Raw genomic sequence first — 26,321 nt, 5'->3', positions numbered from 1 at the left:
ATCAGACGTAGTCCTTGTACTTGTCGAGGAAGCGCACGGGCTTCGCGAGCGCATCGCGGCGGAACGGATCGCCGAGCTCGCGCGTGCACATGATCTCGATCACGCAGGTCTTGCGCTGGTTCATCTGCAGGTCGATGGCCTTCTTGAGCGCCGGGCCCACGTCCTCGAGGCGGTCGACCACGATGCCCTCGGCACCCATGGCCTTGGCGATGCCCGCGAAGCTCTCGCTCTCGAGCTCGCCCGCGACGAAGCGGCGGTTGTAGAAGTCGACCTGGTTCTTCTTCTCGGCGCCCCACTGGCGGTTGTGGAACACGACCGCGGTCACGGGAATGTCGTGCCGCACGGCGGTCATGATCTCGACCATGCTCATGCCCCAGGCGCCGTCGCCCGCATAGGCCACGGCCGGGCGGTCGGGCGCGGCGCACTTGGCGCCGATCATGGTGGGCAGCGAGTAGCCGCAGTTGCCGAAGCTCATCGGCGCGAAGAAGGAGCGCGGCTCCTCGAAGCGCAGGTAGCTGTTCGACACGGCATTGATGTTGCCGATGTCGGTCGAGACCATCACGCGCGGCGGCATCGCCTTCTCGAGTTCGCGCAGCACCTGGCGCGGATGCAGGTAGGTGCCGCCGGTGGGCGTCTTCTCGCCCTTGGCTTCCTCGATGACGTCGAGGCTGAACTGGTCGCGCTCGTGGGTCCAGGCGTCGAGCTCCTTCTCCCAGGCCTCCTTCTCGGCCTTGATCTTCGCGGCGCGCTCGGCCTTGGTGGCGTCGCAGGCCAGGGTCTTGGCCGCGAGGCGCTCGAGCAGGGCCTTGGCCGTGGCCTTGGCGTCGCCGTGGATGCCGACGGTGATCTTCTTCACCAGGCCCAGGTTGGTGTGGTCGGCCTCGACCTGGATGATCTTCGCCTCCTTGGGCCAGTAGTCCATGCCGTGCTGCGGCAGCGTGCCGAAGGGGCCCATGCGCGAACCGAGCGCGAGCACCACGTCGGCCTGCGCGATCAGCTTCATCGCGGCCTTGCTGCCCTGGTAGCCCAGCGGGCCGGCCCACAGCGGATGGCTCGCGGGGAAGGAGTCGTTGCGCAGGTAGCCGTTGGCCACCGGCGCGCCCAGGCGCTCGGCGAGCGCCTTGCACTCTTCCACGGCATCGCCCATGACCACGCCGCCGCCCGAGAGGATGACGGGGAATTTCGCGGTGGCCAGCAGCTCGACCGCGGCGTTGAGGCTGTTCTCGCCGCCGGCGCCGCGCTCCACGCGCATCGGCTTCGGGATCTCGGTCGTGATCTCGCCGTAGAAGTAGTCGCGCGGGATGTTGAGCTGGGTCGGGCCCATCTCGGAGATGGCGCGGTCGAAGCAGCGCGCGGTGTACTCGGCCATGCGCTTGGGGTTGTTCACATGGCCCTGGTACTTGGTGAACTCCTGGAACATCGGCAGCTGGTTGGCCTCCTGGAAGCCGCCCAGGCCCATGCCCATGGTGCCGGTCTCGGGCGTGATCATCACCACCGGGCTGTGCGCCCAGTAGGCGGCCGCGATGGCGGTCACGCAGTTGCTGATGCCGGGGCCGTTCTGGCCGATCACCACGCCGTGGCGGCCCGACACGCGGGCATAGCCGTCGGCCATGTGGGCCGCGCCCTGCTCGTGCACCACGGGCACGAGGCGGATGCCGGCGGGCGCGAAGATGTCCATCGCGTCCATGAAGGCCGAGCCCATGATGCCGAAGATGTCGGTCACGCCATTGGCGACCATGGTCTCGACGAAGGCCTCGGAGGGCGTCATCTTCTGCACGCCGGTGACGGCTTCGCGGGTGGGTTGCTTGCTCATGGGTCGGTGTCTCCTGCGGATGAAGGGCTGGACGGCGGACTGCAAAAAGCCGGAACGGAAAGTTCCGTATTTCGGGGTTGGCGAATCGGGCGGACTATAGGACGGGTGCCCGGCGGAGTCAAACAAATTCCGAAAATCGGTACGTAATGTTCTATTTTTTGCAAAAGGACTATGATCCGCCGCCATGAAGATCGTCAAGTCGCTTCCGCCCGCCACCGAGGCCACGGGCGCCGACACCCCGGCGATGCGGCTGTTCGCGCTGCTCGAGGTGATCGCCGCCAAGGACCAGCGCTACTCGCTGCAGGGCCTGGTGGAGGAGACCGGCCTGCCCAAGCCCACGCTGCACCGCATGCTGCAGCAGATGGAGGGCGCGGGCCTCTTGCAGCGCGAGGGCGACGGGCGCCACTACGGCATGGGCACGCGGCTGCGCCGGCTGGCCGAGAACCTGCTGTTCAACGACAGCCTGCACGGCGCGCGCCACACGGTGCTGCGCCGGCTGGTCGAGGAGATCGGCGAGAGCTGCAACCTCACGGCCCTCTCGGGCAGCGAGGTGGTCTACCTCGACCGCGTGGAGACCGCGGCGCCGCTGCGCTTCTACCTGCACCCGGGTTCGCGCGTGCCGGTGCACTGCTCGGCCAGCGGCAAGATGTTCCTCGCGCAGATGGGCCAGGCGCAGCGCCGCCGGCTGCTGGCGAATGCTTCGCTCGAGGCCTACACGGCGAGCACGCTGACCGATGCCGCGGCGCTCGAGGCCGAGATCCAGCGCGTGCGCAAGAACGGCTTCGCGATCGACAACGAGGAGTTCCTGCCCGGCCTGCTGTGCATCGCCGCGCTGGTGCCGGCCACGGGCGAGAGTCCGTCGAACCTCTGCATCGCGGTGCAGGCGCCCGTGATGCGGCTCGACATCGCGAAGGCGAAGACGCTGCTGCCAGCGCTGCAGCGCGCGGCGCTGGCGCTGAGCCGCATCGATGCCGATGCGGCGCCCGCGCGCCGTGCGCAGGCCTGACACCCCCACACCCACCCGCCCCATGAACGACATCGCCGCCCTCCAACCCACGCGCCTCGTCGGCGTGCGCGAGACCTTCGGCATCGACGCCGACCTGCAGGTGCCCGCCTTCGCCGAACGCGACGCGCACGTGCCCGAGATCGACGCGGTCTACCGCTTCAACCCCGACGTGACGCTCGCGATCCTCGCGGGCTTCATGCGCGACCGGCGCGTGATGGTGCAGGGGCTGCACGGCACCGGCAAGTCGACCCACATCGAGCAGGTGGCGGCGCGGCTGAACTGGCCCTGCGTGCGGCTCAACCTCGACGGCCACATCAGCCGGCTCGACCTGGTCGGCAAGGACGCGGTGGTGCTGCGCGACGGCAAGCAGGTCACCGAGTTCCAGGAAGGCATGGTGCCCTGGGCACTGCAGCGGCCGGTGGCGCTGATCTTCGACGAGTACGACGCGGGCCGGCCCGACGTGATGTTCGTGATCCAGCGCATCCTCGAGCGCGACGGCCAGTTCACACTGCTCGACCAGAACAAGGTGCTGCGCCCGCATCCCTTCTTCCGGCTGTTCGCCACCGCCAACACGGTCGGCCTGGGCAACCTCAACGGCCTGTATCACGGCGCGCAGCGGCTCAACCATGCGCAGATCGACCGCTGGAACATCGTCGCCTCGCTCGACTACCTGCCCACGGCCGAGGAGATCGCGATCGTGCAGGCGCGCGTGCCCTCGCTGGCCGACGCGGCGGGCCGCGCCACGGTCGCGGCGATGGTGGCGGTGGCCGACCTCACGCGCAAGGGCTTCGCGGCCGGCGACCTGTCGACGCTGATGTCGCCGCGCACCGTGATCACCTGGGCCGAGAACCTCGAGATCTTCAAGGACGTGGCGCTGGCCTTCCGCCTCTCGTTCGTCAACAAGTGCGACGAGGCCGAGCGGCCGCTGGTGGCCGAGTACTTCCAGCGCTGCCTCGACCGCGAGCTCGCGGAATCGCACCGGCTCGCGGACGGCTGAGCGCGGCGCGCCATGACGCAGCAGGACATCCGCAAGGTTCGGCAGGAGGAACGCGTCGCCGAGCTCTGCGCGGGCGTGGTGCGCGCCTTCAGCGGCGAGCGCGACCTGCACTTCCGCGGCCGGCGCCTGCACCGCGGCCGCATGCCGCTGCCGTGGTTCGCGCCGCACCTGCATCCCTCGCCCGAGACCGACGACTTCGAATCGTTCCGCGGCGTGGCCGATGGCCTCGCGCTGCGCATCGCCGGCTCCGATGCCGCGCTGCACCGCACGCTGCAGCCCGAGGAGCCGGTGGAGCGCATGCTGTTCGAGATGCTCGAGCAGTTCCGCGCCGAGGCGCTGGTGCCCGAGGCCATGGCCGGCATGCGGCGCAACCTGCGCCATCGCCACGAACAGTGGTCGCTGGCCTTCCACCACTCGGGCCTGACCGAGACCGCGCGCGGCCTGCTGCTGTACGCGGTGGCGCAGATCTGCCGTGCGCGCGTGAGCGGCGAGCAGGTGGTCGAGGAAACCGAGGACATGCTCGAGGCCACGCGCTTCGCGCTGGCGCCGCGCATCGGCCATGCGCTGGGCGGGCTGCGGCGCGATCGCTTCGACCAGGCCGCGTATGCCGTGCATGCGCTGGCGATCGCGCGCACGGTCGCCGCGATGCTGCACGAAGCCGGCGGCGATGACGAAGCACCCGATGCGCGCCAGAACGACACCGACGACAAGCGCAGCGTGTTCAGCCTGGTCGCAGAGATGGACCGCGAGATCGTCGAGCAGCATGTCAGCGCGCAGTCGGGGCGCAGCCGGCTGCTCGAGGAGGCCGGCGCCGCCTACCGCGTGTTCACCACCGAGCACGACCGCGAGCACGAGGCCGCCACGCTGGTGCGCCGCGAGCTGCTGGCCGAGCTGCGCGAGCGGCTCGACCGCCGCATCGCGGCGCAGGGCGTGAACCTGGCGCGGCTCGCGCGCGAACTGCGCGCGCTGCTGGCCGAGCCCGTGCGCGAGGGTTGGGACGGCGGCCAGGAGGAAGGCCGCATCGACGGCCGCCGGCTCGCCCGGCTCGTGGCCTCGCCGGCCGAGCGGCGGCTGTTCCGCATCGAGCGCGAGGAGCCGTTGGCCGATTGCGTGGTCAGCTTCCTCATCGATTGCTCGGGCTCGATGAAGGAGCATGCCGAATCGGTCGCGATGCTGGTCGACGTGCTCGCGCGCGCCCTCGAGCAGGCCGGCGTGGCCAGCGAAGTGCTGGGCTTCACCACCGGCGCCTGGAACGGCGGCCGCGCGCAGCGCGACTGGCTGCGCGCGGGCCGGCCCGCGCACCCGGGCCGGCTCAACGAGCGCTGCCACCTGGTGTTCAAGGCCGCGGGCACGCCCTGGCGCCGCGCGCGCGCGCCGATGGCCGCGCTGCTGCGGCCCGAGCTGTTCCGCGAAGGCATCGACGGCGAGGCCGTGGACTGGGCCTGCGCGCGGCTGCGCGCGCGCGGCGAGGAACGCAAGCTGCTGCTCGTGATCTCCGACGGCTCGCCGATGGACAGTGCGACCCATCTCGCCAACGATCCGCACTACCTAGACCACCACCTGCGCGAGGTGCTGGCGCGCCAGGAGCAGCAGCGCGACATCGCGATCGCGGGCATCGGCGTGGGGCTGGACCTGAGCCCCTACTACAGCCATAGCCACGTGCTGGACCTCGCGGCTTCGACGGGCAACGCGATCTTCCGCGAGGTGATCGGGTTGATGGCGGGGCGGCATAGGCACTGAATACGGGGGCAGAACGCAGAGGGCGCGAAGGTTTCGCAGAAGTCGCAGAAAAGAAATCAAAAAATTTCTTTGGCTTCCTTCTGCGACTTCTGCGTCACTTTGGTTTTCCTTCTGCGTTCGGCTGTCCGCATTTGGCTGCTTGAATCCGACAGCCTCCCAGAGCCCATGTCAGCCGAAAGTGTCGCGTTGACAAGCGTCATCGGCGTTTGTACATTGAGTTTCAATTATCCGAACGCTGTTCCAACATTTGGAACAAGCAAAAAAAATCGGACGAACGGAGACGCATGGATTCCACGCTCGCCAAAGGCCTCGCCGTCATGGATTGGATGGCACGCCAGGCACGCGCCTGCCGCGTGACCGACGTCGCCAATGCCTTCGGCATGGCGCGCAGCAATGCCCATCGCACGCTGCAGACGCTGGTGGAATGCGGCTGGGCGGTGCAGGACGCCGACACCAGCGCCTACCGGCCGAGCCTGCGCTTGTTCGAGCTCGGCGCCATGGTCTCCGAGGCGGCCGACATCGGCGCGCTGCTGCGCCCGCACCTCGCGGCACTGGCGCAGGCCAGCGGCGAGACCATCCATCTCGCGGTGCTCGACGGCGCCGAGATCGTCTACCTCGACAAGTTCGACAGCCCGCTGCCCGTGGCCGCCTATTCGCGCATCGGCGGCCGCGCGCCGGCCTGCTGCGTGGCCTCGGGCAAGGCGATGCTGGCGGCCGCGCGGCTCGATGCCGCCGCGCTGCGGGCGCTGTTCGGCACGCTGCAGCCCCACACGCCGCACAGCATCGTCGACTTCGATGCGCTGCAGGCCGAGCTCGAGCGCAGCCGCGCGCGCGGCTATGCCGAGAACCGCGAGGAATGGCGCCTGGGCGTCTGCGGCCTCGGCGTGCCGGTGTTCGACGCGCGCGGCACGGCCGTGGCCGCCGTCGGCATGAGCGTGCCCTCCATCCGCTTCGCGCGCACCCAGGCGCGCGAACTCTCCGAACGCATCATGGCCTGCGCGCGCGACGCCAGCGCCACGCTGGGCTACCGCCCCGCCACCGCCCCCGCCACCACAACGAGAAGGAGACCCGCATGAGACTGTCCTTGTTCGCCCCCTGGTTGCGTGCGGGGCTGCTGGCCGCCGCGACGCTGGCATCGCCGCTGGCCGCGTTCGCGCAGAACGGGAGCGACTACCCCAGCAAGCCGATCAAGCTGATCGTGCCCTACCCGCCCGGCGGCGGCACCGACGTGATCGCGCGCATCGTGCAGGAGCGCTTCCAGGCGCTGCTGGGCCAGCCGGTCGTGATCGACAACCGCGGCGGCGCGGCCGGCTCGATCGGCACCGAACTCGTCGCCAAGTCGCCGGCCGACGGCTACACGGTGCTGTTCACGCTGTCCTCGCACACCATCAACCCCGCGATCTACGCCAAGCTCTCGTTCGACACCGCGAAGGACTTCGCGCCCGTGGGCCTGGTGGCCTCGCTGCCGCAGATCCTGGTGGCGAATCCGCAGTTCCCGGCCAGCACGGTGGCCGAGTTGGTCGCGCTGGCCAAGGCCAGGCCCGACAGCATCTCCTTCGCCTCGGTGGGCAACGGCTCGCCCGGCCACCTCGCGGGCGAGCTGCTGAAGCTGCGCACCGGCACGCAGATGACGCACGTGCCCTACCGCGGCGGCGGCCCGGCGGTCGTCGACGTGATGGGCGGGCAGGTGCCGCTGTTGTGGGTGTCGATTCCCGCCGCGGCGCAGTTCGTGAAGGCCGGCAAGCTCAAGGCGCTGGCCGTGTCGACCACCAAGCGCAGTGCCGCCTTTCCCGAGGTGCCGACGATGCAGGAGGCCGGCGTCCCCGACTTCGACGTCGACTCCTGGTACGCGGTGTTCGTGCCCGCGAAGACGCCGCAACCCGCGATCGACCGGCTCAACCGCGTGATCAACACGGTGGTGAAGGAACCCGACATCCGCGACAAGCTGCTGGCCCAGGGCAGCGAAGGCGTGGGCGGCACGCCCGAGCAGCTCGGCAAGGTGGTCTCCACGGAACTCGTGCGCTGGAGCAAGCTCGCCAAGGAAGCGAACATCCGCGTCGACTAGTTTTTCTTCTTCATGCCATGAATCCCTCCGCATCCTCCTCAGAAGCCTCCAGCCCCATCGTCGACCTCGTGGCACGTGCCCGCGCGGCACAGCGCATCTACGAGACCTGGTCGCAGGCCCAGGTCGACATGGCGGTGACGGCCGCCGGCTGGGCCATCATCGAACCCGCGCGCAACCGCGAACTCGCCGAACTGGCGGTGGCCGACACGGGCGTGGGCAACGTCGAGGACAAGGTGCGCAAGAACCACCGCAAGACCTTCGGCCTGCTGCGCGACCTGCAGGGCGCGCGCTCGGTCGGCGTGATCGCCGACGACCCGGCGCGCGGCATCGTCGAGATCGCGCGGCCGGTCGGCGTGGTGTGCGCGATCACGCCCTCGACCAACCCGGGCGCGACGCCGGCCAACAAGATCATCAACGCGCTCAAGGGCCGCAACGCGGTGATCGTCGCGCCCTCGCCCAAGGGCTGGAGCACCGCGGCGCGGCTCATCGAATTCATCCACCAGCAGTTCGACCGCATCGGCGCTCCGCGCGACCTGGTGCAACTCCTGCCCGCGCCGGTCAACAAGCAGTCGACGGCCGAGCTGATGCGGCTGTGCGACCTGGTGGTGGCCACCGGCTCGCAGGCCAACGTGCGCGCCGCCTATGCGAGCGGCACGCCGGCCTTCGGCGTGGGCGCCGGCAATGTCGCGGGCATCGTCGACGAGACGGCCGACACCGAGGCCGCGGCCGACCGCATCGTGCGCTCGAAGACCTTCGACAACGCGACCAGCTGCTCGTCGGAGAACAGCCTGGTGGTCGTCGATGCGGTGCGCGCGCGCCTGCTCGCCGCCCTCAAGGACCGTGGTGCCGTGATGCTCGGCGAGGCGCAGAAGGCCACGCTGCAGCAGCTGATGTGGCCCGGGGGCAAACTCTCGCCCGCGGTCATCGGCCAGTCGGCGCGCGCCATCGCCGAGCGCGCCGCCGAGGTGGACGGCGCCAACCGCGCGGCCTGGCAGGCAATCGCCGAGGCCGACCCGCGCATCCTGATGGTGGCCGAGGACGGCGTGGGGCATGACCATCCGTTCTCGGGCGAGAAGCTCAGCCCGGTGCTCGCGGTCTATGCGGCGCGCGACTTCGCGCAGGCGGCCTCGATCGTCGAGCGCATCTACGGCTACGAGGGCGCGGGCCATTCGGTGGGCCTGCATTCGGCCGTGCCCGAGCGCGCGCTCGAGCTCGGCCTGACGCTGCCGGTGTCGCGCGTGATCGTCGACCAGGCGCACTGCATCGCCACCGGCGGCAGCTTCGACAACGGCCTGCCGTTCTCGCTCTCGATGGGCTGCGGCACCTGGGGCCGCAACAACTTCTCCGACAACATGAACTACCGGCACTACCTGAACATCACGCGCGTGTCGCGGCCGATCGCCGAGCAGGTGCCGAGCGAGGAACAGATCTTCGGCGCCTTCTTCGCGCGGCACGGAGCGCACTGAGCATGGCGGCGGGCGACGGCGACACCGTCCATGGCCTGATCGAGCAGGTCGCCGCGCGCCAGCCGGGCGCGGTGTATGCGCTGTCCACCGAGAGCGAGGCGCGCATCGACTGCGCCGCGCTCGCGCAGGGCTGCCGCCGCGTGGCCGGCGCGCTGCAGGCCGCCGGCGCGCGGCCCGGCGACACCATCTCGGTCGTGATGCCCAACGGCCTGCAGACGCTGCGGCTGCTGCTGGGCGCGATGCATGCGGGCATGGTCGTGAACCCGGTCAACCTGCTGTCGCAGCCCGAGCAGATGCGCTACGTGCTCGCGCACTCCGACTGCCGCGTCGTCTGCGTGGCGCCCGAGTGGGAAGAACGCGTGCGCACGATGCTCGCGGACATCGGCCGGCCGGTGTCGGTGCTGGTGGCCGATCCCGACGGGCTCGCGCTGCCGGGAGAAGGCGAAGCGAAGGAGCATCCCGCGCCCTCGCCCGACGCGGTCGCGTTGCTGATGTACACCTCGGGCACCACGGGCCAGCCCAAGGGCGTGATGCTCACGCAGCGCAACCTCGCGGCCAACGCGCATGCCATCAGCGCCGAGCATGAACTGGGAAGCGCCGACCGCGTGCTCGCGGTGCTGCCGCTCTATCACATCAACGCCTTCTGCGTGACCATGCTGGCGCCGCTCGCGCACGGCGGCAGCCTCGCGATGCCGCCGAAGTTCTCGGCCGGCCGCTTCTGGGAGCAGGCCACGCAGGCCGGCTGCAGCTGGATCAACGTGGTGCCGACCATGATCTCGTACCTGCTCGAGGGCGAGGCGCCAGCGCGCGAGCGCACGGCCGCCATCCGCTTCTGCCGCTCGGCCTCGGCCGCGCTGCCGCCCGAGCACCACCGCGCCTTCGAGCGCCTGTTCGGCATCGGCATCGTCGAGACCATGGGCCTCACCGAGACCGCCGCGCCCTCGTTCTCGAACCCGCTCGACCCGGCGCGGCGCAAGCTGGGCTCGGTCGGCCGCGCCTCGGGCTGCGAGGCGCGCGTGATCGACGCGTCACTCGCCGAAGTGCCCGACGGCAGCACCGGCGAGCTCGCGATCCGCGGGCCCAACGTGATGCGCGGCTACTACAAGAACGAGGAGGCCACGCGCGCCAGCTTCACGCCCGACGGCTGGCTGCGCACCGGCGACCTCGGCCACCGCGATGCCGACGGCTTCTTCTTCGTCACCGGCCGCATCAAGGAACTGATCATCAAGGGCGGCGAGAACATCGCGCCGCGCGAGATCGACGAGGCCCTGCTGCGGCATCCCGCCGTGCTCGAGGCCGCGGCCGTCGGCGTGCCCGACCGCCATTACGGCCAGGAGGTCGGCGTGTGCATCGTGCTGCGCGAAGGCTGCGCCTGCGGCGAGGACGAGCTGCGCGCCTTCAGCGCCGAGGCGCTCGGTCGCTACAAGGCGCCGGGCCACTACCGCTTCGTGACCGACCTGCCGCGCGGGCCCTCGGGCAAGGTGCAGCGGCTCAAGCTGCTGCCGCTGTTCGCGGCATGAACCCGGCCGACCTGCTGACGCCGCCGCTGGCGCCGCTGCTGCTCGCCTACAGCCTGTGCGTGGTGTTCGCGGCCGGCGTGGTGCGCGGCTTCGCGGGCTTCGGCTTCTCGGCCATCACGGTGGCCGGCATGTCGCTCGTGGTCTCGCCCGCGCTGGTGGTGCCCGCGATCTTCATGCTCGAGATCCTCGCGAGCCTGAGCCAGTTGCGCGGCATCGCGCGCGACGTCGACATGCCCTGGCTGGGCTGGCTGATGCTCGGCAACCTGCTGTTCATCCCGCTCGGCGTGGCGTTGCTGGCCTGGCTGCCCGAGACGCCGCTGCGGCTTCTGATCGGCGCGCTGCTGATGGCCGCCGCGCTGCTGCTGCGCAGCGGCGCGCGCGCCACGCTGGTGCCCACGCGCGCGGTACGCTTCGGCGCCGGCCTGGCCTCGGGCTTCATCAACGGCGTGGCGGCCATCGGCGGCATCGCCATCGCGGTCCTGCTGAGCACCACCGCGATGGCACCGGCCGCCCTGCGCGCCACGCTGATCGCACTGCTGCTGTTCAGCGACGTGGTGTCGCTCGCGAGCGCCGCGCTGATGCCGGCCGCGCATGCCACCGGCAGGCTGCTCGGGCCCGACACCTTCAAGTGGGCGCTGTGGCTCGCGCCCGCGATGCTGGCCGGCATCTGGTGGGGGCAGCGCTCGTTCAAGGGGGTGTCGCCCGAGCAGTTCAGGCGGCATGTGCTGAACCTGCTGATCGTGCTGGCGGCGGTCAGCGTGGTGCGCTCGGTGGTCGGGCTGGTCGGGTGAGCAGCGCACCCGCGTCGTAGGCCTCGCAGTACAGCGCCCAGTCCGTCGCCACCTGCGCGGCGCACTGCTGCGCGGCGTCGAGCAGGTCCGCGCGCCACGACTTCGCCGAAGCGCCGAAGTCGACCAGGGCGTCCGCGATGGCCGAGCCCTGCCGGCCCGCGCTGCGCAGTTGCGCCCAGGCCATGAGCTGCCCCATGTCGTCGATCACCGCGCGGATGTCGGCGGGCCGCGTGCGGTGCGCGTCGAGGCTCACGCGGTCCTCGCTGGGCTGCAGGCCGCGCAGCACATACGAGCTCTTGCGCGTCACGATGGGATGCAGGAAGGCCATCGACACGGCCTGCATGCGGCGCTGCAGCGCGACCACGCGGTGCGCCTCCGATTCCCAGACGGGCTGCGCCGTCTTCCTCAGGTGCGGCGCGAGCGAGGACGGCAGTGCCTGCTTCAGGTCGAGCAGGTAGTTGGCATCGGGCGAGCCCTTGCCCTCGACCAGCACGATGTAGCGCTCCACGCCCAGGCTGCCGGTGCCGGCGATGCGCCGCGCCACGTCGAGCACCTTGAAGAAATCCGGATTCGGCTGCGAGGCCGCGAAGCGGTCGACCAGCTTGACGACGCGCTCGCGCTGCGCGTCGCTCGCCGGCAGCGCATGCCTGCCATCGCAGCGGATCAGGCGCCGGCGGCCCTTGCGCTCGGTGCGCCGGTCGAGGAAGGCGGGACGGGTGCGCGCCTTGAGGGTGTCGAGCAGTTCGCGCACGAGGCCGGTCGCGGTGTCGCGCTCGACCCAGCGGGCCTTGCCGAGTGCGAGCGCGCCCGCATAGGCGTCGACGAAGACCCTGCACAGCGCGGCGGACTCGGCGGCGCCGCGGCCCAGGCCATCGCCGGCCACGAGGATGCTCGTGAGGAAGCGCACCAGTTCCCAGGTCACGGGCGCGAGCGCGGCCTCGTCGAAATCGTTGAGGTCGAAATAGACCAGCCGGTTGTCGCCCTTGTAGCTGCCGAAGTTCTCGAGGTGCGCGTCGCCGCAGAGCCAGGCCGGCGGCGCCTTGGCGAACAGCGCGCCCGAGGGCAGGCGGTCGTAGAACAGGTGGCAGGTGCCGCGCAGGAAGACGAAGGGGCTCGAGCGCAGGTTGGCGTACTTCATCGCCAGGCGTTCGGGATCGCGGTCGGCGTTGAAGGCGCGGATGGTCTTGACGGCATTGGGCATGGTGCTTTGCTTCCCGCTTTCTTGGTGACGGGATTCTGCGGCCCCCATGCCCAGCCGAAGCTGACCGGCGCGTCACACCTTGTCAGGCGATGCCGGCGGCCGTGAGCGGGTCGTAGTCGGCCGCGCGCAGCAGCGCATGCAGTTGCCGCCGGCGCACGCCCATGTTGCCGCCGTCGAACAGCGGCAGCGCGATCGCGTCCTGCAGCAGGCCCGCGAGCGGCAGCTCGTGGTCGTAGCTGTCGATGCCCACCACGCGCATCAGGTCGGTGATCACGCGCACGGCCGCCTCGGAGCCGAAGATCTTCGACTGCAGCGCGAGCTCGAGCGCGCCGGGCAACTGGCGATCGATCGCATCGCAGGCCTTCCAGCCCAGATAACGCGCGGCCTCGATGGTGGTCTTGGCATCGGCCAGCGCATAGCCCACGGCCTGGTGCTCGACGATGGGCAGCGCGCCGCCGCGGCACTCGGTCTTCGCGAAGCGCAGCGCCACGTCGAAGGCCGCGCGCATCAGGCCCACGCCCATGATGCCGACCAGCGCCGCCGTGCCCGAGAAGCTGGCCTCGACGATGTCGCGCGCGCCGCCCACCGGACCGACCACGTCGGCGTCGGGCACGGCGACGCCGTCGAGCCTGAAGCGCGGCACGAGGTGCGCGCGGTGGCCCATGGCATCGATGTCGTGCAGCGGCACCAGGCCCGGGGCGCCGCGCCGCACCACGAGGATCGAGAGCGCGGCCTCGGGCGGCGCCTCGGGGTCGGTGCGACAGACCACGCTGAGCAGGTCGGCGCCCTCGCCGTCCCAGCCGGTGGCGGCCGACACCCACTGCTTGGTGCCGTGGATGCGCCAGCCGCCCTCGCCTCGCACAGCCGTCGTGCGCACGCCCTCGCCGGGCCGCGGCGCGGCGAAGTTCGCGCTGCCGCCCGGCTCGCTGTTGGCCAGCGCGGCCAGCGGCGCGCCCTCGCAGGCGAGGAAGGGCGCGAGCAGGCGCCGGTGCTGCTCGGGCGTGCCCGCGATGAACAGCGGCGCCAGGCCCAGCAGGTTGGCGAACAGCGTCAGCGAGACATTGCAGTCGACCGCATGGAACTCCTCGGCCACGATCGCGAGGTCGACCATGCCCGTGCCCTCGCCGCCGAAGGGCTGCGGCATGAGCCGGCGCAGGAAGCCGCGGCGGATGATCTCCTCGTACATCGGCCGCGTGGCGCGAAAGCGCTCGCCGGGCGTGTGCAACTCGCGCGTGGCGCCGCGCACCTGCGAGAGCACCTCGCTGGCGGCACGCCGCGCATCGAGCTGGAGCGCGCGGCGCGCGGGGTCGAGGGTGAAGTCGATGGTCATGGGAAATCCGGTCGGGTGATGGGTGGGGCCGCAGTCTGGCCGCGCCACCCCCGGTCGGCCTTGTCGTTTCGTGCACGGCGCCTTGCCGGAACGCGCAGCACGGGCGCGCGGCTTGCAAGGCCCGCGTGCCGTCGCGATGATGGGAGTCCCAACCGCCCGCCCACAGGTGCGCACATGAAGTCCTGGTCCACCGAAGCCGTCGCCGCGCCCGAGCAGTTCGCCTACTGGCGCGAGGTGGTGTGCGAAGCCTTCGCGGCGCTCGATCCGCGCTCGGCCGAGCGCGGCGCGGGCTTCGCGAGCCGGGTCGACATGGAAGGCATCGGCGCTATCAACGTGGCGCGCATCCGCGCCGAGGCCCACACCGTGGTGCGCGACTTCTCGCAGATCCGGCGCGATCCGCAGGACAGGCTGTTCGTCAACCTGCAGGTCGCGGGCCAGGGCATCGTGTGCCAGGGCCACCGCGAGACGCGCGTGACGCCCGGCGCCTTCAGCATCGTCGACACGGCGCGGCCCTACACGCTGCATTTCGACACGCGCTTCGAAGTGCTGTCGCTGCGCGTGCCGCGCGAGCTGCTGCTGCCGCGCGTCAGCGAGCCGCGCGCCCTGTTCGCGCGCGCGCTCGGCGGGCCGGCCGGCATCGGGCGCGCGGCCTCGGGCTTCATGCAGTCGCTGATGGACGGCGGCGGGCTACCCGCGGGGCCGGCGGCCGAGCGGCTGGCGGCGCTGCTGTGCGAACTCGTGGCCGAGTCGGCACGCGCGGCGGATGCCGGCGTGGCGCCTGCGCCGCCGATGCGCGATGCGCACCGCCAGCTGCTGGTGCGCCGGGTCAAGGCCCACGTGCTCGAGGCGCTCGATTCACCCGAACTCGACGTGCCCTCGATCGCGCGGCGCTTCGGCGTCTCGGTGCGCTACCTTCACCTGGCCTTCGCGCACGAGGGCAGCACGCCGGCCGCGTGGATCCGCGCGCAGCGCATGGCGCGCTGCGCGCAGGACCTCGCGAACCCCGCCGACCGGCGGCCGGTCTCGGCCATCGCGCTGCGCTGGGGCTTCCAGGACATTCCGCATTTCACGCGCACGTTCGGCGCGGCCTTCGGCTGCACGCCCTCGGCCTATCGCCTGCGGCACGGAGGCAGCCCCCCGGCGACGAAAGCAGCGCGCGCCTCAGGGCAGGTTGAGCTGCCACGAGACGCCGAAGCGGTCCTGCACCCAGCCGTAGAGGCGGCTGAACGGATAGGCATCGACCGGCATCAGCACCTGGCCACCCTCGGCCAGCCCGTCGAACAGGCGCCGCAGCTGCGCCTCGTCGTCGCAGTCGATGAACAGCGAGATCGACGGCGTGAAGCCGAAGGCATGCACGGGCGGGCTGTCGATGCACAGCAGGCTGTGGCCGCCGAGCTCGAAGCGCGCCTTGAGCACCGTGCCCTCGGCGCCCGGGCCCGCGGGGCCGTAGCGCTCGATCTCGGTGATGCGTGCCTCGGGAAACAGCGAGAGGTAGAAGTCCATCGCGGCCTGGGCCTGGCCGGTGAACATCAGGAAGGGCGTGAGCCGCATGGCGGGTCTCCTCGAAGAAGGTCAATAGGGCGGTGCCTTGCGCGCGCGCTGTTCGCGCGCCGCTTCGGTCCACCACGCGAGGTCGTCGGCGAAGCGGCCGAAGGCCCGGTCGAGCGAGGCGCCGGGCGCGCCGGTGGGCTGGCCCTGCGCGTCGAGCGTCTGCGAGATCGGGCCGACCGAGAGCGTGCTCGACACCACGATCATGCCCATCTCGGAGAGGATCGAATGCCACACCGTGCCCGAGCGCACGCCCGAGAAGCGGCCGGCCGAATAGCTCGCGATCGCCGCGGGCCGCCAGAACCACTCCTCGAGGAAGTGGTCGGTGAGGTTCTTGAGGCCGGGCTGCGGGCCCCAGTTGTATTCGCCGGTCACGAAGACGAAGGCATCGGCCGCGCGGATCTTGCGCGCCAGCGTCTCCATCGCCTCGGGCGCCGTGCCCGCCGGGTACTCCTTGTACATGCGGTCGAGCATCGGCAGGTCGACGGCCTTGGCATCGATCAGCTCCACCTCGGCGCCGCGCGCGGCCAGCCGCTCGACCAGATAGTCCGCGAGCCGCACGCCCATGCGGTCGGCACGGTAGGAACCGTAGAACACCAGGATCTTGTCTGCCATCGTCGCTCCGTTTCGCAGGGCCGCCGGGGTGCGGCCCTCTCGCGAAGGGTAACGCGCCGAGGTGGCAGCCCGATGCTTCGCCCAGCCGCATGGCGGGCTATGCTTGCCCGGCATGCCGCTGCTTCGCCGCCCTTCTCCTTCGTTTCGCTCCTGGCTCATGGCCACGTGCCTGCTCGTCGGCGCACCGGCCTTCGCCGCGACGTCCTGCCCGATGACGGCCGAAGCCCCGTCGCCGCCACGCGCCCTCGCGATGGCCGCCGCCGCGCAGCGCGAGCACGAGGCCTTCGGCGCCCAGACCCTCGATGCCGAAGGCCGCATGGTCGACGCGGGCAGTTCCGAGGCCGAGGACGGACGCGTCTCGCGCTTCGCGCCCGCGCCATGGCAGCGCGTGCTCGGCTACTGGGACGCGGTCGACCAGCCGCGCGTGAAGCTGCCCTCGCTGGTGCGCTTCGGTGCCCTGCGGCCGGCCGATCGCACGCTGCTGCTGGAGGCGCTGAACCAGGCCAGCGCCACGCGGCTGATGGGACTGGGCGTCGGGCCCGACCAGGGCCTCGACGCGGCCGAGCTGCATGCGATGGCGACGGCCGTGAACCGGGTCGCTGTGATCGACACGCCCTGGTCGGCCGCCTTCATCAGCTGGCTCGCGCGGCAGGCGGGCCTGGGCGCGGACGAGTTCGTGTTCTCCGAGGCGCACGTGGACTACGCGGGCGCGGCCTGGAAGGCCGGCGCCGACGAAGCGGCGGGCCGTGCCACGCGCTTCGCGCTGCGGGCCTGCGATCTCGCACGCACGCCGCCGCGCGTGGGCGACCTGGTGTGCCAGACGCGCGGCGCGCGTTCGGCGCTCGACAGCTTCGCCAAGATCGGCACGGTGCTCGCGACGCGGCCCACGGGCGGCGCGGCGCTGCCGATGCATTGCGACGTGGTGACGGCCGTCGACGCACGCGGCTTCGACGCGGTCGGCGGCAACGTGCTGCAGTCGGTCACCTTGCGCCGGCTGGACTTCGCGCCGGGCACGCGGACGCTCGATCCGAGCTACCTGCCCGAAGGCTGCGCGACGGACGCGGCGGGATGCATCGATCGGCACATGAGCCGGCAACCCTGGTCGCTGCTGCTGCAGTGGCGCTGAAGCGGGCGCCTCAGCAGTTGTTTCGGCGCAGCCCCGCCATGTGGGCGCAGGGCCGGCGACCCGGACCGGGGTCGTGCACATGCGGGGGCGAAGGCTGCACGCGCCGCCTCGGCGGCGGGTAGGCGTACGGATCGGGGCCCCAGAGATAGACCGGCTCGGGATCGGCCTGTGCCGCGCGCCCTTCGTCGGGATAGCGCGGAATGATCGACAGCCCCGGGTTCGAGGGCGGCGCCGGCGCGGCGGCGGCAGGCGGCGGCGCGTAGTCGGGCGCGCGCGCGGGCGGGGCCGGCTGCAGGGCCGAAGGCGGCGGCGGCTCGGCGATCTGCACGGGCCGCGACGAACGCGTGCCGCTCGGGCAGGCACCGTCGGTGTAGACGGTGGCGCCATTGGCGTCGAGGCAGCGCACCACCTCGGCCGAGCTCGCCGATGCGCCCAGCGCGAAGACCGCCGAGACGATCAGCGTGCGCAACGACGTGGCGGCGAGCAGAGGGGTTCGCATGAAGATGAGAAGGAGGCCGTGCCGGAACGACGCACGGGCAGGTTCATTTTGTGCGCTTTGTCGCGGCCCGCCAAGCGCCGCAGGCCCCGTCGCTCACAGCAAGCCGCCCATGCGCAGCGCCGCGGCCTTCAGCGCATCGATGCGGCGCTCGGCATCGGCCATCGACATGCGCGCGGTCGGCGCATGCACGGCGAGCGCGGCGCGCACCGCGCCGGCCGCGTCGCGCACCGGCACGGCCACGGCCACCAGGCCGGCCATGAACTCCTCGCGGTCGCGCGAGAAGCCGTCCTGCGCGATCGCGTCGCACTCCGCGCGCAATGCGGCGGGGTCGGTGAGGGTGCTGGCCGTCATGCGCGGCAGCGGCAGGCCGTCGATCATCGCGTCGCGCGCCTTCTTCGGCATCTGCGCGAGAAAGAGCTTGCCGCTCGCGGTGCAGTGCAGCGGCACGTGCGAACCCACGTCGAGCGTGAGCCGCAACGGCCACTGGGCCTCGACGCGGTCGAGGTAGAGCACGCGCGCGCCGTCGAGCGTGGTGAGGTTGCAGGTCTCGCCGACCTCCTGCACCAGCGCGGCCAGCACCTCGTGGCGCAGGCCGCGCACGCTGCCGTGGTTCAGCGTGTCGAAGGCGAGCTGGCGCAGCGCGGGGCCAACGACGAAGGAGCGCTCGTCGAGGTCGCGCGCGAGAAAACCGGTGGCCAGCAGCTGGGTGCAGATGCGGTGCGCGGTGCCCTTGGGCAGGCCCAGCTGCGCCGCGAGATCGGCCAGCGACAGCGCGCGGCCCTCGTGGGCCAGCAGCGCGAGCAGGCGCAGGCTGCGCTCGGCCGAGGAACCGGAAACGGGCTCCTCGACAGGGGCAACCACGGGCGCGGCAACAGGGGCGGCAGCGGAACGCGCGGGACGGGGCATGCGGGTAAACCTCTAAAGTGGAACATTGCGTTCCGAAAATCAATAACCTAGGATGCGACGGACCGAGGCCATTGTTCCATCGCCGGACCGCACGCATGCCTGACTCTCGCAGTGAAGAAGTCTTCGACTACATCGTGGTGGGCGCCGGCTCGGCCGGCTGCGTGCTGGCCGCGCGCCTGAGCGAGGACCCGGCCACGCGCGTGCTGCTGCTCGAGGCCGGGCCGCGCGACAGCTCGCCGTGGATCCACCTGCCGATCGGCTACGGCAAGACCATGTGGAGCCCGGTCTACAACTGGCGCTTCGAGACCGATCCCGATCCCAACATGAACGGCCGCCGCATCTACTGGCCGCGCGGCAAGACGCTGGGCGGCTCGAGCTCGATCAACGGCCTGATCTACATCCGCGGCCAGCGCGAGGACTACGACCACTGGGCCGCGCTCGGCAACCCGGGCTGGGGCTACGACGAGGTGCTGCCCTACTTCGTGCGCTCCGAGGGCAACCAGCGCGGCGCGAACGAGTTCCACGGCGGCGACGGGCCGCTCAAGGTGTCGGACATCGGCGCGCGGCACGAGCTGATCGAGGCCTTCATCGAAGGCGCCCGGCAGACCGGCGTGCCGCGCACCGAGGACTTCAACGGCGCCGCGCAGGAAGGCGCGGGCTACTACCAGCTCACCACGCACCGCGGCCTGCGCTGCAGCACCGCCAAGGCCTACCTCGCGCCGGCGCGCCACCGCCCCAACCTGCGCATCGAGACCGAGGCGCTGGCCACCGGCCTCGTGTTCGAGGGGCGGCGCGCGGCCGGCGTGCGCTATCGGCAGGGCGGCGTGGAGAAGACCGCGCACTGCCGCGCCGAGGTGCTGCTTTCGGCCGGCTCGATCCAGTCGCCGCAGTTGCTGCAGCTCTCGGGCGTGGGCCCGCGCGCGCTGCTCGATCGCTTCGGCATCGCGCCGGTGCACGAACTGCCGGGCGTGGGCGAGAACCTGCAGGACCATCTGCAGATCCGCCTCGGCTACGAGTGCACCAAGCCGATCACCACCAACGACCAGCTCAACTCCTGGGCCGGCCAGCTCGGCCTGGGCCTCGAATGGCTGCTGCACCGCAGCGGCGCGCTCGCGATCGGCATCAACCAGGGCGGCTGCTTCATGCGCGCGCTCAAGGACGAGGCGGGCCGCCCGGTGGCCGCAACGCCCGACATCCAGTTCCACGTGGCCACGCTCTCGGCCGACATGGCCGGCGGCAAGGTGCACCCCTACTCGGGCTTCACCTTCTCGGTGTGCCAGCTGCGGCCCGAGTCGCGCGGCCACATCCGCATCCGTTCGACCGACGCGGCCGAGCCGCCCGAGATGCAGCCCAACTACCTCGCGACCGAACTCGACCGCGCCACCGCGGTGGCCGGCGTGAAGGCCGCGCGCGCCATCGCCGAGGCGCCCGCGATGCGCCCCTACGTCAAGCGCGAGGTGAAGCCCGGCGCGCAGGCCGCGAGCGATGCCGAGCTGCTCGAGTTCTGCCGCAACAACGGCGCCACCATCTTCCATCCCACCGGCACCTGCCGCATGGGGCACGACCCGCTCGCGGTGGTCGATGCGCGGCTGCGCGTGCACGGCATCGGCGGCCTGCGCGTGGTCGACTGCTCGGCCATGCCCACGCTGGTGTCGGGCAACACCAACGCCCCCGCGGTGATGATGGCCGAGAAGGCCGTCGACATGATCAGAGAGGACCACAGGGCGGCTTCGGCCGCGCACTAGCAGCAACGCATCCCGCACGGCCCGCCGAGAGCGAAGACCAAGAGGCCGCCACGACAACACTCATCGGAGACAACACATGAGCAGTGCACGCGACGACGAGAAAACGATTCGCAGGGTGGTGATTTCGGCGCTGGTGGGCGCCACCATCGAGTGGTACGACTTCTTCCTCTACGGGGTGGTGGCCGGCATCGTGTTCAACAAGCTCTACTTCCCGGGCAGCGACCCGGTGGTGGCGACCTTGCTGGCCTACACCACCTTCGCCGTGGGCTTCGTCACGCGGCCCCTGGGCGGCGTGATCTTCGGCCACTTCGGCGACAAGATCGGGCGCAAGAGCATGCTGATCATCACGCTGATGATCATGGGCGTGGCCACCTTCCTGATCGGCCTGGTGCCCACCTACGCGCAGATCGGCATCGCGGCGCCGCTGCTGCTGCTGGTGCTGCGCGTGGCGCAGGGCATCGGCCTGGGCGGCGAATGGGGCGGCGCGGTGCTCATGGCCTACGAATACGCACCGAAGGAGAAGCGCGGCTTCTATGCCTCGCTGCCGCAGATCGGGCTGGCCATCGGCCTGTGCCTGGCCTCGGGCGTGGTCGCGCTGCTGTCGTGGCTGCTGACCGACGAGCAGTTCATGGCCTGGGGCTGGCGCATCGCCTTCCTGATCTCGGGGCTGATGGTGGCGGTGGGCATGTACATCCGGCTGCACGTGAAGGAAACGCCCGAGTTCGCCGCGGTGAAGGCGCGCAACGCCGAGCTGCGCATCCCGTTCATGGACATGCTGCGCCGCTACCCGGGCAATGTGCTGAAGGGCATGGGCGCGCGCTACATCGACGGCGTGTTCTTCAACATCTTCGGCGTGTTCTCCATCGCCTACCTCACGGGCACGCTCAAGCTCGGGCGCACCGACGCACTGCTCGGCGTGATGGCCGCGGCCATCGTGATGTGCTTCGCCATCCCCTTCTTCGGCCGCATGTCGGACCGGCTCGGCCGGCCCCGGGTCTACATGTGGGGCTCGCTGATCACGGCGGTGTCGGCCTTCCCGGGCTTCTGGCTGATGACGCACAGCGAGGGCAACGTGCTGCTGGTGTGGCTGTCGATCGTGATCCCCTTCGGCATCCTCTATGCCTCGGTCTACGGCCCCGAGGCCGCCCTGTTCTGCGACCTGTTCGACGCCAAGGTGCGCTACACCGGCATCTCCTTCGTCTACCAGTTCTCGGGCATCTTCGCCTCGGGCATCACGCCGATCATCGCCACCGCCCTGCTCAAGTCGGGCGGCGGCGAGCCGTGGCAGATCTGCCTGTACGTGCTGTTCGCGGGCGTGGTGTCGGCGCTGTGCGCCTGGATGATCGGGCGCAGTCCGTCGCCGGCGGATGCGCCGGTGGTGGCGCCCGCGCGCTGACGCGGCGCAGGACCACTACCTGCGCGCCGCCGCGACCCGCTCGATCGTGCCCAGCGGCATGAGCTCGCGCAGCGCCTCGCGCGCACCGGCCACCAGGGCCTCGTCGCACAGCTCGGGCCGCCCCGTGCCATAGGGCGGCTGCGGCGCGTATTCCATCAGCAGCTCCACCATGCGGCCCGTGGCCTCGCCGGCGATCTCGCCAACAACGCGCACGCCGAAGTCGATGCCGGCGGTCATGCCGCCGCCGGTCATGCGGTTGCGGTCGATCACGATGCGGCCGGGGCTCGGGATCGCGCCCAGCAGCGCGAGCCGGTCTCGCGCATACCAGTAGCAGCCCGCACGGTAGCCGTCGAGCAGCCCGGCCGCCGCCAGCAGCAGCGAGCCGTTGCACACGCTGGTGATCCACGTCGAACGCGCGCCGATACGGGCGAGGAAGGCCTTGGTCTCCTCGTCCTCGAGCAGCGCGAACAGTGCCTTGGTGTTGCCCGGTACGAACAGCAGGTCAGGCGCCTCCCAGCAATCGTCGAAGCCATGCGTGGCGACGACGCTGACGCCGGCATCCGAGGGCAGCGCGCCGGTGCGCTTCCACGCGAGCTGCGACTCGAAGCCGGGGATGAAGGACAGCGCCTGCAGCGGACCCGCGAGGTCGATCAGGGTCATGCCCGGAAAGACCAGCGACAGCACCTTGAAGCTCATGACGGGATCCCCGCCAGCAGTTCGAGCACCTGGGCCGGGGTCTGCGCCACGCCGGTCGTGTTGCGCTGCTCGAAGAGGGTGTACCAGCCCGAGGCTTCGACGCCCTGGCAAAAGCCCGCGACCGCCTCGGCGCTGTCCATCTCCCACACGGCCCAGAACGAGACGGCGGGATCCGCATGGTCGACGCCGCGGTCGGCCACGCCCCAGCCCAGCGTGCGGATGCCACCGGCCTTCATGGCTTCGATGGCGCCGAGCACGGCGTCGGCGAAGGCCCGGCGCTCGGCCGGCGTGCGGGCGATCCAGGCCGGCCTGGGTGTCCATTGTTCGATGAAGAGATGCTTGCTGCTCATGGGATTCCTCGGGTTGGATGAAGGGGCCGGCCGACGATAGCCAGCGCAGCGCCGGCGGCACGACTGCCGGTGCACCGTGTCTTGCACCAGCGTGCACGGCGTGGGGCCGCACGGCCCCGCCTCGCTTGTGGGGCGCCGCCAGACCGGCTGCAATGCCCGGACCATGCACGCCCAGTCCTGTTCCACGCTCGACGTTCCCGCCGCCCAGCGGATGCGCTACTGGGAAAACGCGATCGCGCCCTACTTCGGCCGGCTGCGCGGCGACGACGACGCGGGCGGTCCGGACTTCGAGGCCCGCTGCGACATCTACGACGTCGGCGGCCTGGGCGCGGTGCGCATGCAGGTGCCGCTCTCGCGCGTGACGCGCGAGGCCCGCGATGCGCTCGACAGCGGCGGCAGCTATTTCAAGCTCTCGATGCAGATCGCCGGCGCCGCCGACGTGCACGCGGCCAACCGCACGGTGCACCTGGGGCCGGGCGACTGGATCATGCTCGACCAGCGCCTGCCCTACACCTGGGAATCGGCCGCGCCGGCCTCGCTGTTCGGACTGCAGATTCCGCGCGAACGCCTCGCGGCGCTGGGCCTGCCGTCCCTGGTGTGTTCCAGCGACGAGGCGCTGGCCGACAGCGGCATGGCACCGATCCTCGGCGGCCATCTGCGCACGCTGAACACGCAGCTCGCGCACGTGACCGGGGATGCCGCCCACCTGCTGGCCGAGGCCTCGATCGGCCTGCTCGCGACCACTCTGTCGAGCGGTCGCCCGCATGCGCGCGCGCCGGTCGATGCGCTGGCCGCCGTGCGCCTGCGCGCGGTGCAGTACGTGCGGCTGCATGCGAGCGAGGCCACGCTCTCGGTCGATGCGATCGCCCATGCCCTGCGCTGCTCGCGGCGCTACCTCTACAAGGCCTTCGACGGCAGCGACGCGAGCCCCGAGCGGCTGATCTGGCAGACCCGGCTCGAGCGCTGCCACGAGGCGCTGCGCGATGCGCGCAACCATGCGCGCCCGGTCTCGTCGATCGCCTTCGAGAACGGCTTCAACAGCGATGCCCATTTCGCGCGCATGTTCCGCGCGCGCTACGGCCAGTCGCCCGCGCGGCTGCGGCGCAGCCTGCGGGCGCAGGCTCAGGGCAGCCGCTCCTCGTAGGCCTCGGCCGGCCGGTCGTTGGGCGACTGGAAGGCCGCCTTGAGCGAATCGCTCAGCGGGATGTTGATGACGGCGTTGCGCGGCGGGATCGGCGCCATGAACCAGCGCGCATAGAGCTTCTCGAGCGCGCCCGAGGCCATCGCGCTCGCGAGGTAGCCGTCGACCGCGCGCTTGAAGGCCGGGTCGTCCTTGCGGATCATGATCGCGATCGGCTCGATGCCCAGCGGCTTGCCGACGATGCGGAAGTCCGCCGGGTTGCGCGCGTTCGAGATGTTGCCCGCGAGCGTGTTGTCGTCCATCGCGAAGGCATCGGCGCGGCCACTCTCGAGCAGCAGGAAGCTCTCGGCATGGTCCTTGGCCAGCACGATGTTCAGCGCCATGCCCTTGTTGTCCTGCTCGAGCTTGCGCAGCCGCTGCACGAGCGTGGTGCCCACGGTCGTGACCACAGTCTTGCCCTTGAGCTGCTCCGCCGACTCGATGCCGCTGGCCGCACGCACCGCGAAGCGCGCCTCGGTGATGTAGGTGGTGCTGCCGAAGGCCACCTGCTGCTGGCGCGCGGCATTGTTGGTGGTGGAGCCGCACTCGATGTCGACGGTGCCGTTCTGCAGCAGCGGCACGCGGTTCTGCGAGGTCACGACCATCGGCCGCACCGCCACGCCAGGCAGCAGCTTCGCGAGCATCTGCTCGCAGAGCTCGACGTGGTAGCCGACGTAGCCGCCGCCCACCGCGTACGACAGCGGCGGCGAGGCTTCGCGCACGCCCATCACGAGGGTGCCGGCGGCCTTCGCCTTGGCGAGCGTGCCGCCGGGTTCCTGCGCGAGCGCGGCCAGCGCGGCGGTCGCGAGCAGCGCGCCCGCGAGCATCCGGTTCGGGGTCTTCATGGCGTCCTCCGGCGCGTCAGGCCGCGAGCGCCACCGGCGCGGGATGGGCGATCTCGTCCAGGCTCTCGCGCAGCGCGCGGTCGAGGATCTCGATGGCGCGGTCGATCTGCTCGTGCGCCACGTTGAGCGGCGGCGCGATGCGCCACACCGAGCCGCGCTCGGGCCGGCGCCGGATGTTCATGCTCAGGCCGAGCTCGAAGCACTTCTTCGTGGTGCGCGCGCCGAGCTCGTGATGGGGCAGCCGCGAGTCGCGGTCCTGCACCAGCTCCACGCCGAGCAGCAGGCCCTCGCCGCGCACGTCGCCGATCGCCTCGTAGCGCCGCTGCAGCTCGAGCAGTTGCCCGCGCAGGTAGGCGCCGGTGGTGCGCGCGCGCTCGATCAGGCCCTCGCTGCGGATGGTGTCGAGCACCGCCAGGCCGACGGTGGCGGGCAGCGGGTCGGAAACATGGCTGGTGTAGAAGGTGAAGCCCTTCTCGTGCACGTCCTGCTCGATGCGCGGGCTGGTCGCCACGGCCGCCAGCGGCAGGCCGCCGCCCATGGTCTTCGACACCGACATGATGTCGGGCACCACGCCGTAGAAGTCGGAGGCCGTGCGATGGCCGATGCGGCCGAACGCGGTCTGGGCCTCGTCGAAGATCAGCAGCATGCCGCGCTCGTCGGCGGCGCGGCGCAGCGCCTGCATGTACGACCGGGGCGGCACCAGCACGCCGCCCGCGCTGATGATCGGCTCGATGATGATCGCGGCGCGCCGGCCGGTCGAGGCCATGTCGTACATCTTGAGGCCGAGCTCGAGGCAGGCCAGCGCCGATTCCTCGCCCGACATGCCGCGGATGTAGGGCCGGTAGGCGTTGGGCTCGGGCATCAGGTAGACGCCGGGCACGTGCACGCCGTAGCCCTTGCGGTCGCTCGCGAACGACACCGCGCTGGTGCCGCCGGTCACGCCGTGCCAGGAGCCGCCCACGGCCAGGATCTCGAAGCCGCCGGTGTACATCTTCGCCATGCGCAGCGCGACCTCGTTGCTCTCGGAACCGGTGTTCACGAACAGCGACTTGCTCAGCGGCGCGGGCATCCAGTCGGTGGCCATCTTCTGCGCCAGCTCGGCCACCACCTCGGGGATCATGCCGCTGAACAGGTGGAAGGCCTTCTCGCCGGCCTCGTGCACCGCGCGCACGATGGCCGGATGGTTGTGGCCGATGGTGGCGCACATCTGGCCCGAGGTGAAGTCGAGGATCTCGCGGCCCGTGTCGTCGACCACCACCGCGCCGCGGGCGCTGCGGAACAGGTTGGGGAAGGTGTCGCCGCCGTAGCGCACCATGTATTCCTTGGCGGCCGCGCGCAGTTGTTCGCTCATGTCCGAATCCTTTGCTGAAGTGGTGAGTGGATTCGCCAATGGTCGCGAGGCCCGCGCACGCGGTCCAATGTCGAGTTTGCATCCGGGCGCGATGCGCCGCACGCATCGCCCATGCACGCAACCGATGGGCACGCG

At 71.1% G+C, this 26,321-nt stretch carries 25 protein-coding genes and 1 pseudogene; 13 read left to right on the top strand and 13 right to left on the bottom strand.

From position 1 onward, the window contains the following. Position 1: 1 nt before the first annotated feature. Positions 2-1,813 (bottom strand): sulfoacetaldehyde acetyltransferase, encoded by a 1,812-nt coding sequence (gene xsc / locus ACEN9J_RS29175; protein ID WP_413762738.1) that lies wholly within the window; start codon positions 1,811-1,813, stop codon positions 2-4. Positions 1,814-1,997: 184 nt separating this feature from the next. On the opposite strand from xsc, the gene ACEN9J_RS29170 reads away from it, so the two are divergent. From ACEN9J_RS29170 to ACEN9J_RS29135, 8 genes are all read left to right on the top strand, one after another. Next, positions 1,998-2,819 carry an IclR family transcriptional regulator gene (locus ACEN9J_RS29170; RefSeq protein ID WP_413762737.1) on the top strand — a complete coding sequence of 274 codons (822 nt, stop codon included), beginning with the start codon at positions 1,998-2,000 and terminating at the stop codon, positions 2,817-2,819. Between the two features lie 22 nt (positions 2,820-2,841). Beyond that, the gene (locus ACEN9J_RS29165) at positions 2,842-3,816 is read left to right on the top strand and encodes an AAA family ATPase (protein ID WP_413762736.1); all 975 of its coding nucleotides are present in this window, start codon (positions 2,842-2,844) and stop codon (positions 3,814-3,816) included. Between the two features lie 12 nt (positions 3,817-3,828). Continuing rightward, complete coding sequence (locus ACEN9J_RS29160) at positions 3,829-5,556, top strand: cobaltochelatase CobT-related protein (RefSeq protein ID WP_413762735.1); 1,728 nt, start codon at positions 3,829-3,831, stop codon at positions 5,554-5,556. 284 nt (positions 5,557-5,840) lie between these two features. Further along, positions 5,841-6,632, top strand: a complete 792-nt coding sequence (locus ACEN9J_RS29155; RefSeq protein ID WP_413762734.1) for an IclR family transcriptional regulator — start codon at positions 5,841-5,843, stop codon at positions 6,630-6,632. After that, positions 6,629-7,621, top strand: a complete 993-nt coding sequence (locus ACEN9J_RS29150; RefSeq protein ID WP_261217494.1) for a tripartite tricarboxylate transporter substrate binding protein — start codon at positions 6,629-6,631, stop codon at positions 7,619-7,621. Before ACEN9J_RS29155 ends, ACEN9J_RS29150 begins: the two co-directional genes overlap by 4 nt. 17 nt (positions 7,622-7,638) lie before the next feature. Next, a complete protein-coding gene (gene sauS, locus ACEN9J_RS29145; RefSeq protein ID WP_413762733.1) occupies positions 7,639-9,087 on the top strand; it encodes an acylating sulfoacetaldehyde dehydrogenase in 1,449 nt (482 codons plus the stop codon). 2 nt (positions 9,088-9,089) lie between these two features. Beyond that, the gene (locus ACEN9J_RS29140; protein WP_413762732.1) at positions 9,090-10,607 is read left to right on the top strand and encodes an AMP-binding protein; all 1,518 of its coding nucleotides are present in this window, start codon (positions 9,090-9,092) and stop codon (positions 10,605-10,607) included. Then, positions 10,604-11,398, top strand: coding sequence for a sulfite exporter TauE/SafE family protein (locus ACEN9J_RS29135; protein WP_057594980.1), 795 nt, complete (start codon positions 10,604-10,606; stop codon positions 11,396-11,398). The genes ACEN9J_RS29140 and ACEN9J_RS29135 overlap by 4 nt, the downstream gene beginning before the upstream one ends. Here ACEN9J_RS29135 and ACEN9J_RS29130 read toward each other — a convergent pair. The 4 genes from ACEN9J_RS29130 to ACEN9J_RS29115 form a co-directional block, all read right to left on the bottom strand. Beyond that, positions 11,361-12,599 carry a DUF2252 domain-containing protein gene (locus tag ACEN9J_RS29130; protein WP_413762731.1) on the bottom strand — a complete coding sequence of 413 codons (1,239 nt, stop codon included), beginning with the start codon at positions 12,597-12,599 and terminating at the stop codon, positions 11,361-11,363. The two genes, ACEN9J_RS29135 and ACEN9J_RS29130, sit on opposite strands and share 38 nt — an antisense overlap. A gap of 82 nt (positions 12,600-12,681) precedes the next feature. After that, positions 12,682-13,929: an acyl-CoA dehydrogenase family protein gene (locus tag ACEN9J_RS29125; RefSeq protein ID WP_413762730.1), complete on the bottom strand. Its 1,248-nt coding sequence runs from the start codon at positions 13,927-13,929 to the stop codon at positions 12,682-12,684. Between the two features lie 221 nt (positions 13,930-14,150). After that, positions 14,151-14,432, bottom strand: a complete 282-nt coding sequence (locus ACEN9J_RS29120) for a hypothetical protein (protein WP_413762729.1) — start codon at positions 14,430-14,432, stop codon at positions 14,151-14,153. A gap of 9 nt (positions 14,433-14,441) precedes the next feature. Next, positions 14,442-14,759, bottom strand: a complete 318-nt coding sequence (locus ACEN9J_RS29115) for a hypothetical protein (RefSeq protein ID WP_413762728.1) — start codon at positions 14,757-14,759, stop codon at positions 14,442-14,444. Here ACEN9J_RS29115 and ACEN9J_RS29110 point away from each other — a divergent pair. Further along, positions 14,719-14,991 (top strand): annotated as a pseudogene (locus ACEN9J_RS29110) (helix-turn-helix domain-containing protein); the annotation flags it as partial. The gene ACEN9J_RS29115 and the pseudogene ACEN9J_RS29110 sit on opposite strands and share 41 nt — an antisense overlap. 99 nt (positions 14,992-15,090) lie before the next feature. Here ACEN9J_RS29110 and ACEN9J_RS29105 read toward each other — a convergent pair. Next, complete coding sequence (locus tag ACEN9J_RS29105) at positions 15,091-15,480, bottom strand: VOC family protein (protein WP_261217506.1); 390 nt, start codon at positions 15,478-15,480, stop codon at positions 15,091-15,093. A 21-nt stretch (positions 15,481-15,501) separates the two neighbouring features. Then, entirely contained in the window at positions 15,502-16,092 is a 591-nt protein-coding gene (locus ACEN9J_RS29100) for an NADPH-dependent FMN reductase (protein ID WP_093340313.1), read from the bottom strand. A 157-nt stretch (positions 16,093-16,249) separates the two neighbouring features. Here ACEN9J_RS29100 and ACEN9J_RS29095 point away from each other — a divergent pair, with 157 nt between their 5' ends. Next, positions 16,250-17,218: a DUF2272 domain-containing protein gene (locus tag ACEN9J_RS29095; protein WP_413762727.1), complete on the top strand. Its 969-nt coding sequence runs from the start codon at positions 16,250-16,252 to the stop codon at positions 17,216-17,218. A gap of 10 nt (positions 17,219-17,228) precedes the next feature. Here the strand turns inward: ACEN9J_RS29095 and ACEN9J_RS29090 are convergent, their stop codons facing one another. Continuing rightward, positions 17,229-17,717, bottom strand: coding sequence for a DUF4124 domain-containing protein (locus tag ACEN9J_RS29090; RefSeq protein WP_413762726.1), 489 nt, complete (start codon positions 17,715-17,717; stop codon positions 17,229-17,231). Between the two features lie 93 nt (positions 17,718-17,810). Next, positions 17,811-18,623, bottom strand: a complete 813-nt coding sequence (locus ACEN9J_RS29085) for an IclR family transcriptional regulator (protein ID WP_409976600.1) — start codon at positions 18,621-18,623, stop codon at positions 17,811-17,813. A 95-nt stretch (positions 18,624-18,718) separates the two neighbouring features. Between ACEN9J_RS29085 and ACEN9J_RS29080 the strand changes: the two genes are divergently transcribed. Both ACEN9J_RS29080 and ACEN9J_RS29075 read left to right on the top strand, forming a co-directional pair. Then, a complete protein-coding gene (locus ACEN9J_RS29080; protein WP_413762725.1) occupies positions 18,719-20,368 on the top strand; it encodes a GMC family oxidoreductase in 1,650 nt (549 codons plus the stop codon). A gap of 76 nt (positions 20,369-20,444) precedes the next feature. Beyond that, positions 20,445-21,764 (top strand): MFS transporter, encoded by a 1,320-nt coding sequence (locus ACEN9J_RS29075; protein WP_057594990.1) that lies wholly within the window; start codon positions 20,445-20,447, stop codon positions 21,762-21,764. Positions 21,765-21,779: 15 nt separating this feature from the next. Here ACEN9J_RS29075 and ACEN9J_RS29070 read toward each other — a convergent pair whose 3' ends face one another. Continuing rightward, positions 21,780-22,460 carry a DJ-1/PfpI family protein gene (locus ACEN9J_RS29070; RefSeq protein WP_057594991.1) on the bottom strand — a complete coding sequence of 227 codons (681 nt, stop codon included), beginning with the start codon at positions 22,458-22,460 and terminating at the stop codon, positions 21,780-21,782. Continuing rightward, positions 22,457-22,810 (bottom strand): DUF6616 family protein, encoded by a 354-nt coding sequence (locus ACEN9J_RS29065; protein ID WP_413762724.1) that lies wholly within the window; start codon positions 22,808-22,810, stop codon positions 22,457-22,459. The genes ACEN9J_RS29070 and ACEN9J_RS29065 overlap by 4 nt, the downstream gene beginning before the upstream one ends. 163 nt (positions 22,811-22,973) lie before the next feature. Here ACEN9J_RS29065 and ACEN9J_RS29060 point away from each other — a divergent pair, with 163 nt between their 5' ends. Further along, positions 22,974-23,954 carry a helix-turn-helix domain-containing protein gene (locus ACEN9J_RS29060; protein WP_413762723.1) on the top strand — a complete coding sequence of 327 codons (981 nt, stop codon included), beginning with the start codon at positions 22,974-22,976 and terminating at the stop codon, positions 23,952-23,954. Here ACEN9J_RS29060 and ACEN9J_RS29055 read toward each other — a convergent pair. Together ACEN9J_RS29055 and ACEN9J_RS29050 are read right to left on the bottom strand one after the other, a co-directional pair. Then, positions 23,933-24,835: a transporter substrate-binding domain-containing protein gene (locus ACEN9J_RS29055; RefSeq protein WP_413762722.1), complete on the bottom strand. Its 903-nt coding sequence runs from the start codon at positions 24,833-24,835 to the stop codon at positions 23,933-23,935. The two genes, ACEN9J_RS29060 and ACEN9J_RS29055, sit on opposite strands and share 22 nt — an antisense overlap. Before the next feature lie 16 nt (positions 24,836-24,851). Then, positions 24,852-26,186 (bottom strand): aspartate aminotransferase family protein, encoded by a 1,335-nt coding sequence (locus ACEN9J_RS29050; protein WP_093340332.1) that lies wholly within the window; start codon positions 26,184-26,186, stop codon positions 24,852-24,854. Between the last annotated feature and the right edge of the window lie 135 nt (positions 26,187-26,321).

Source organism: Variovorax sp. Varisp41 (assembly GCF_047325085.1).
Lineage (GTDB): Bacteria > Pseudomonadota > Gammaproteobacteria > Burkholderiales > Burkholderiaceae_C > Variovorax.
Note: the sequence above shows the minus strand (reverse complement) of the source record. Positions and strands in the feature narration are given on the sequence as shown.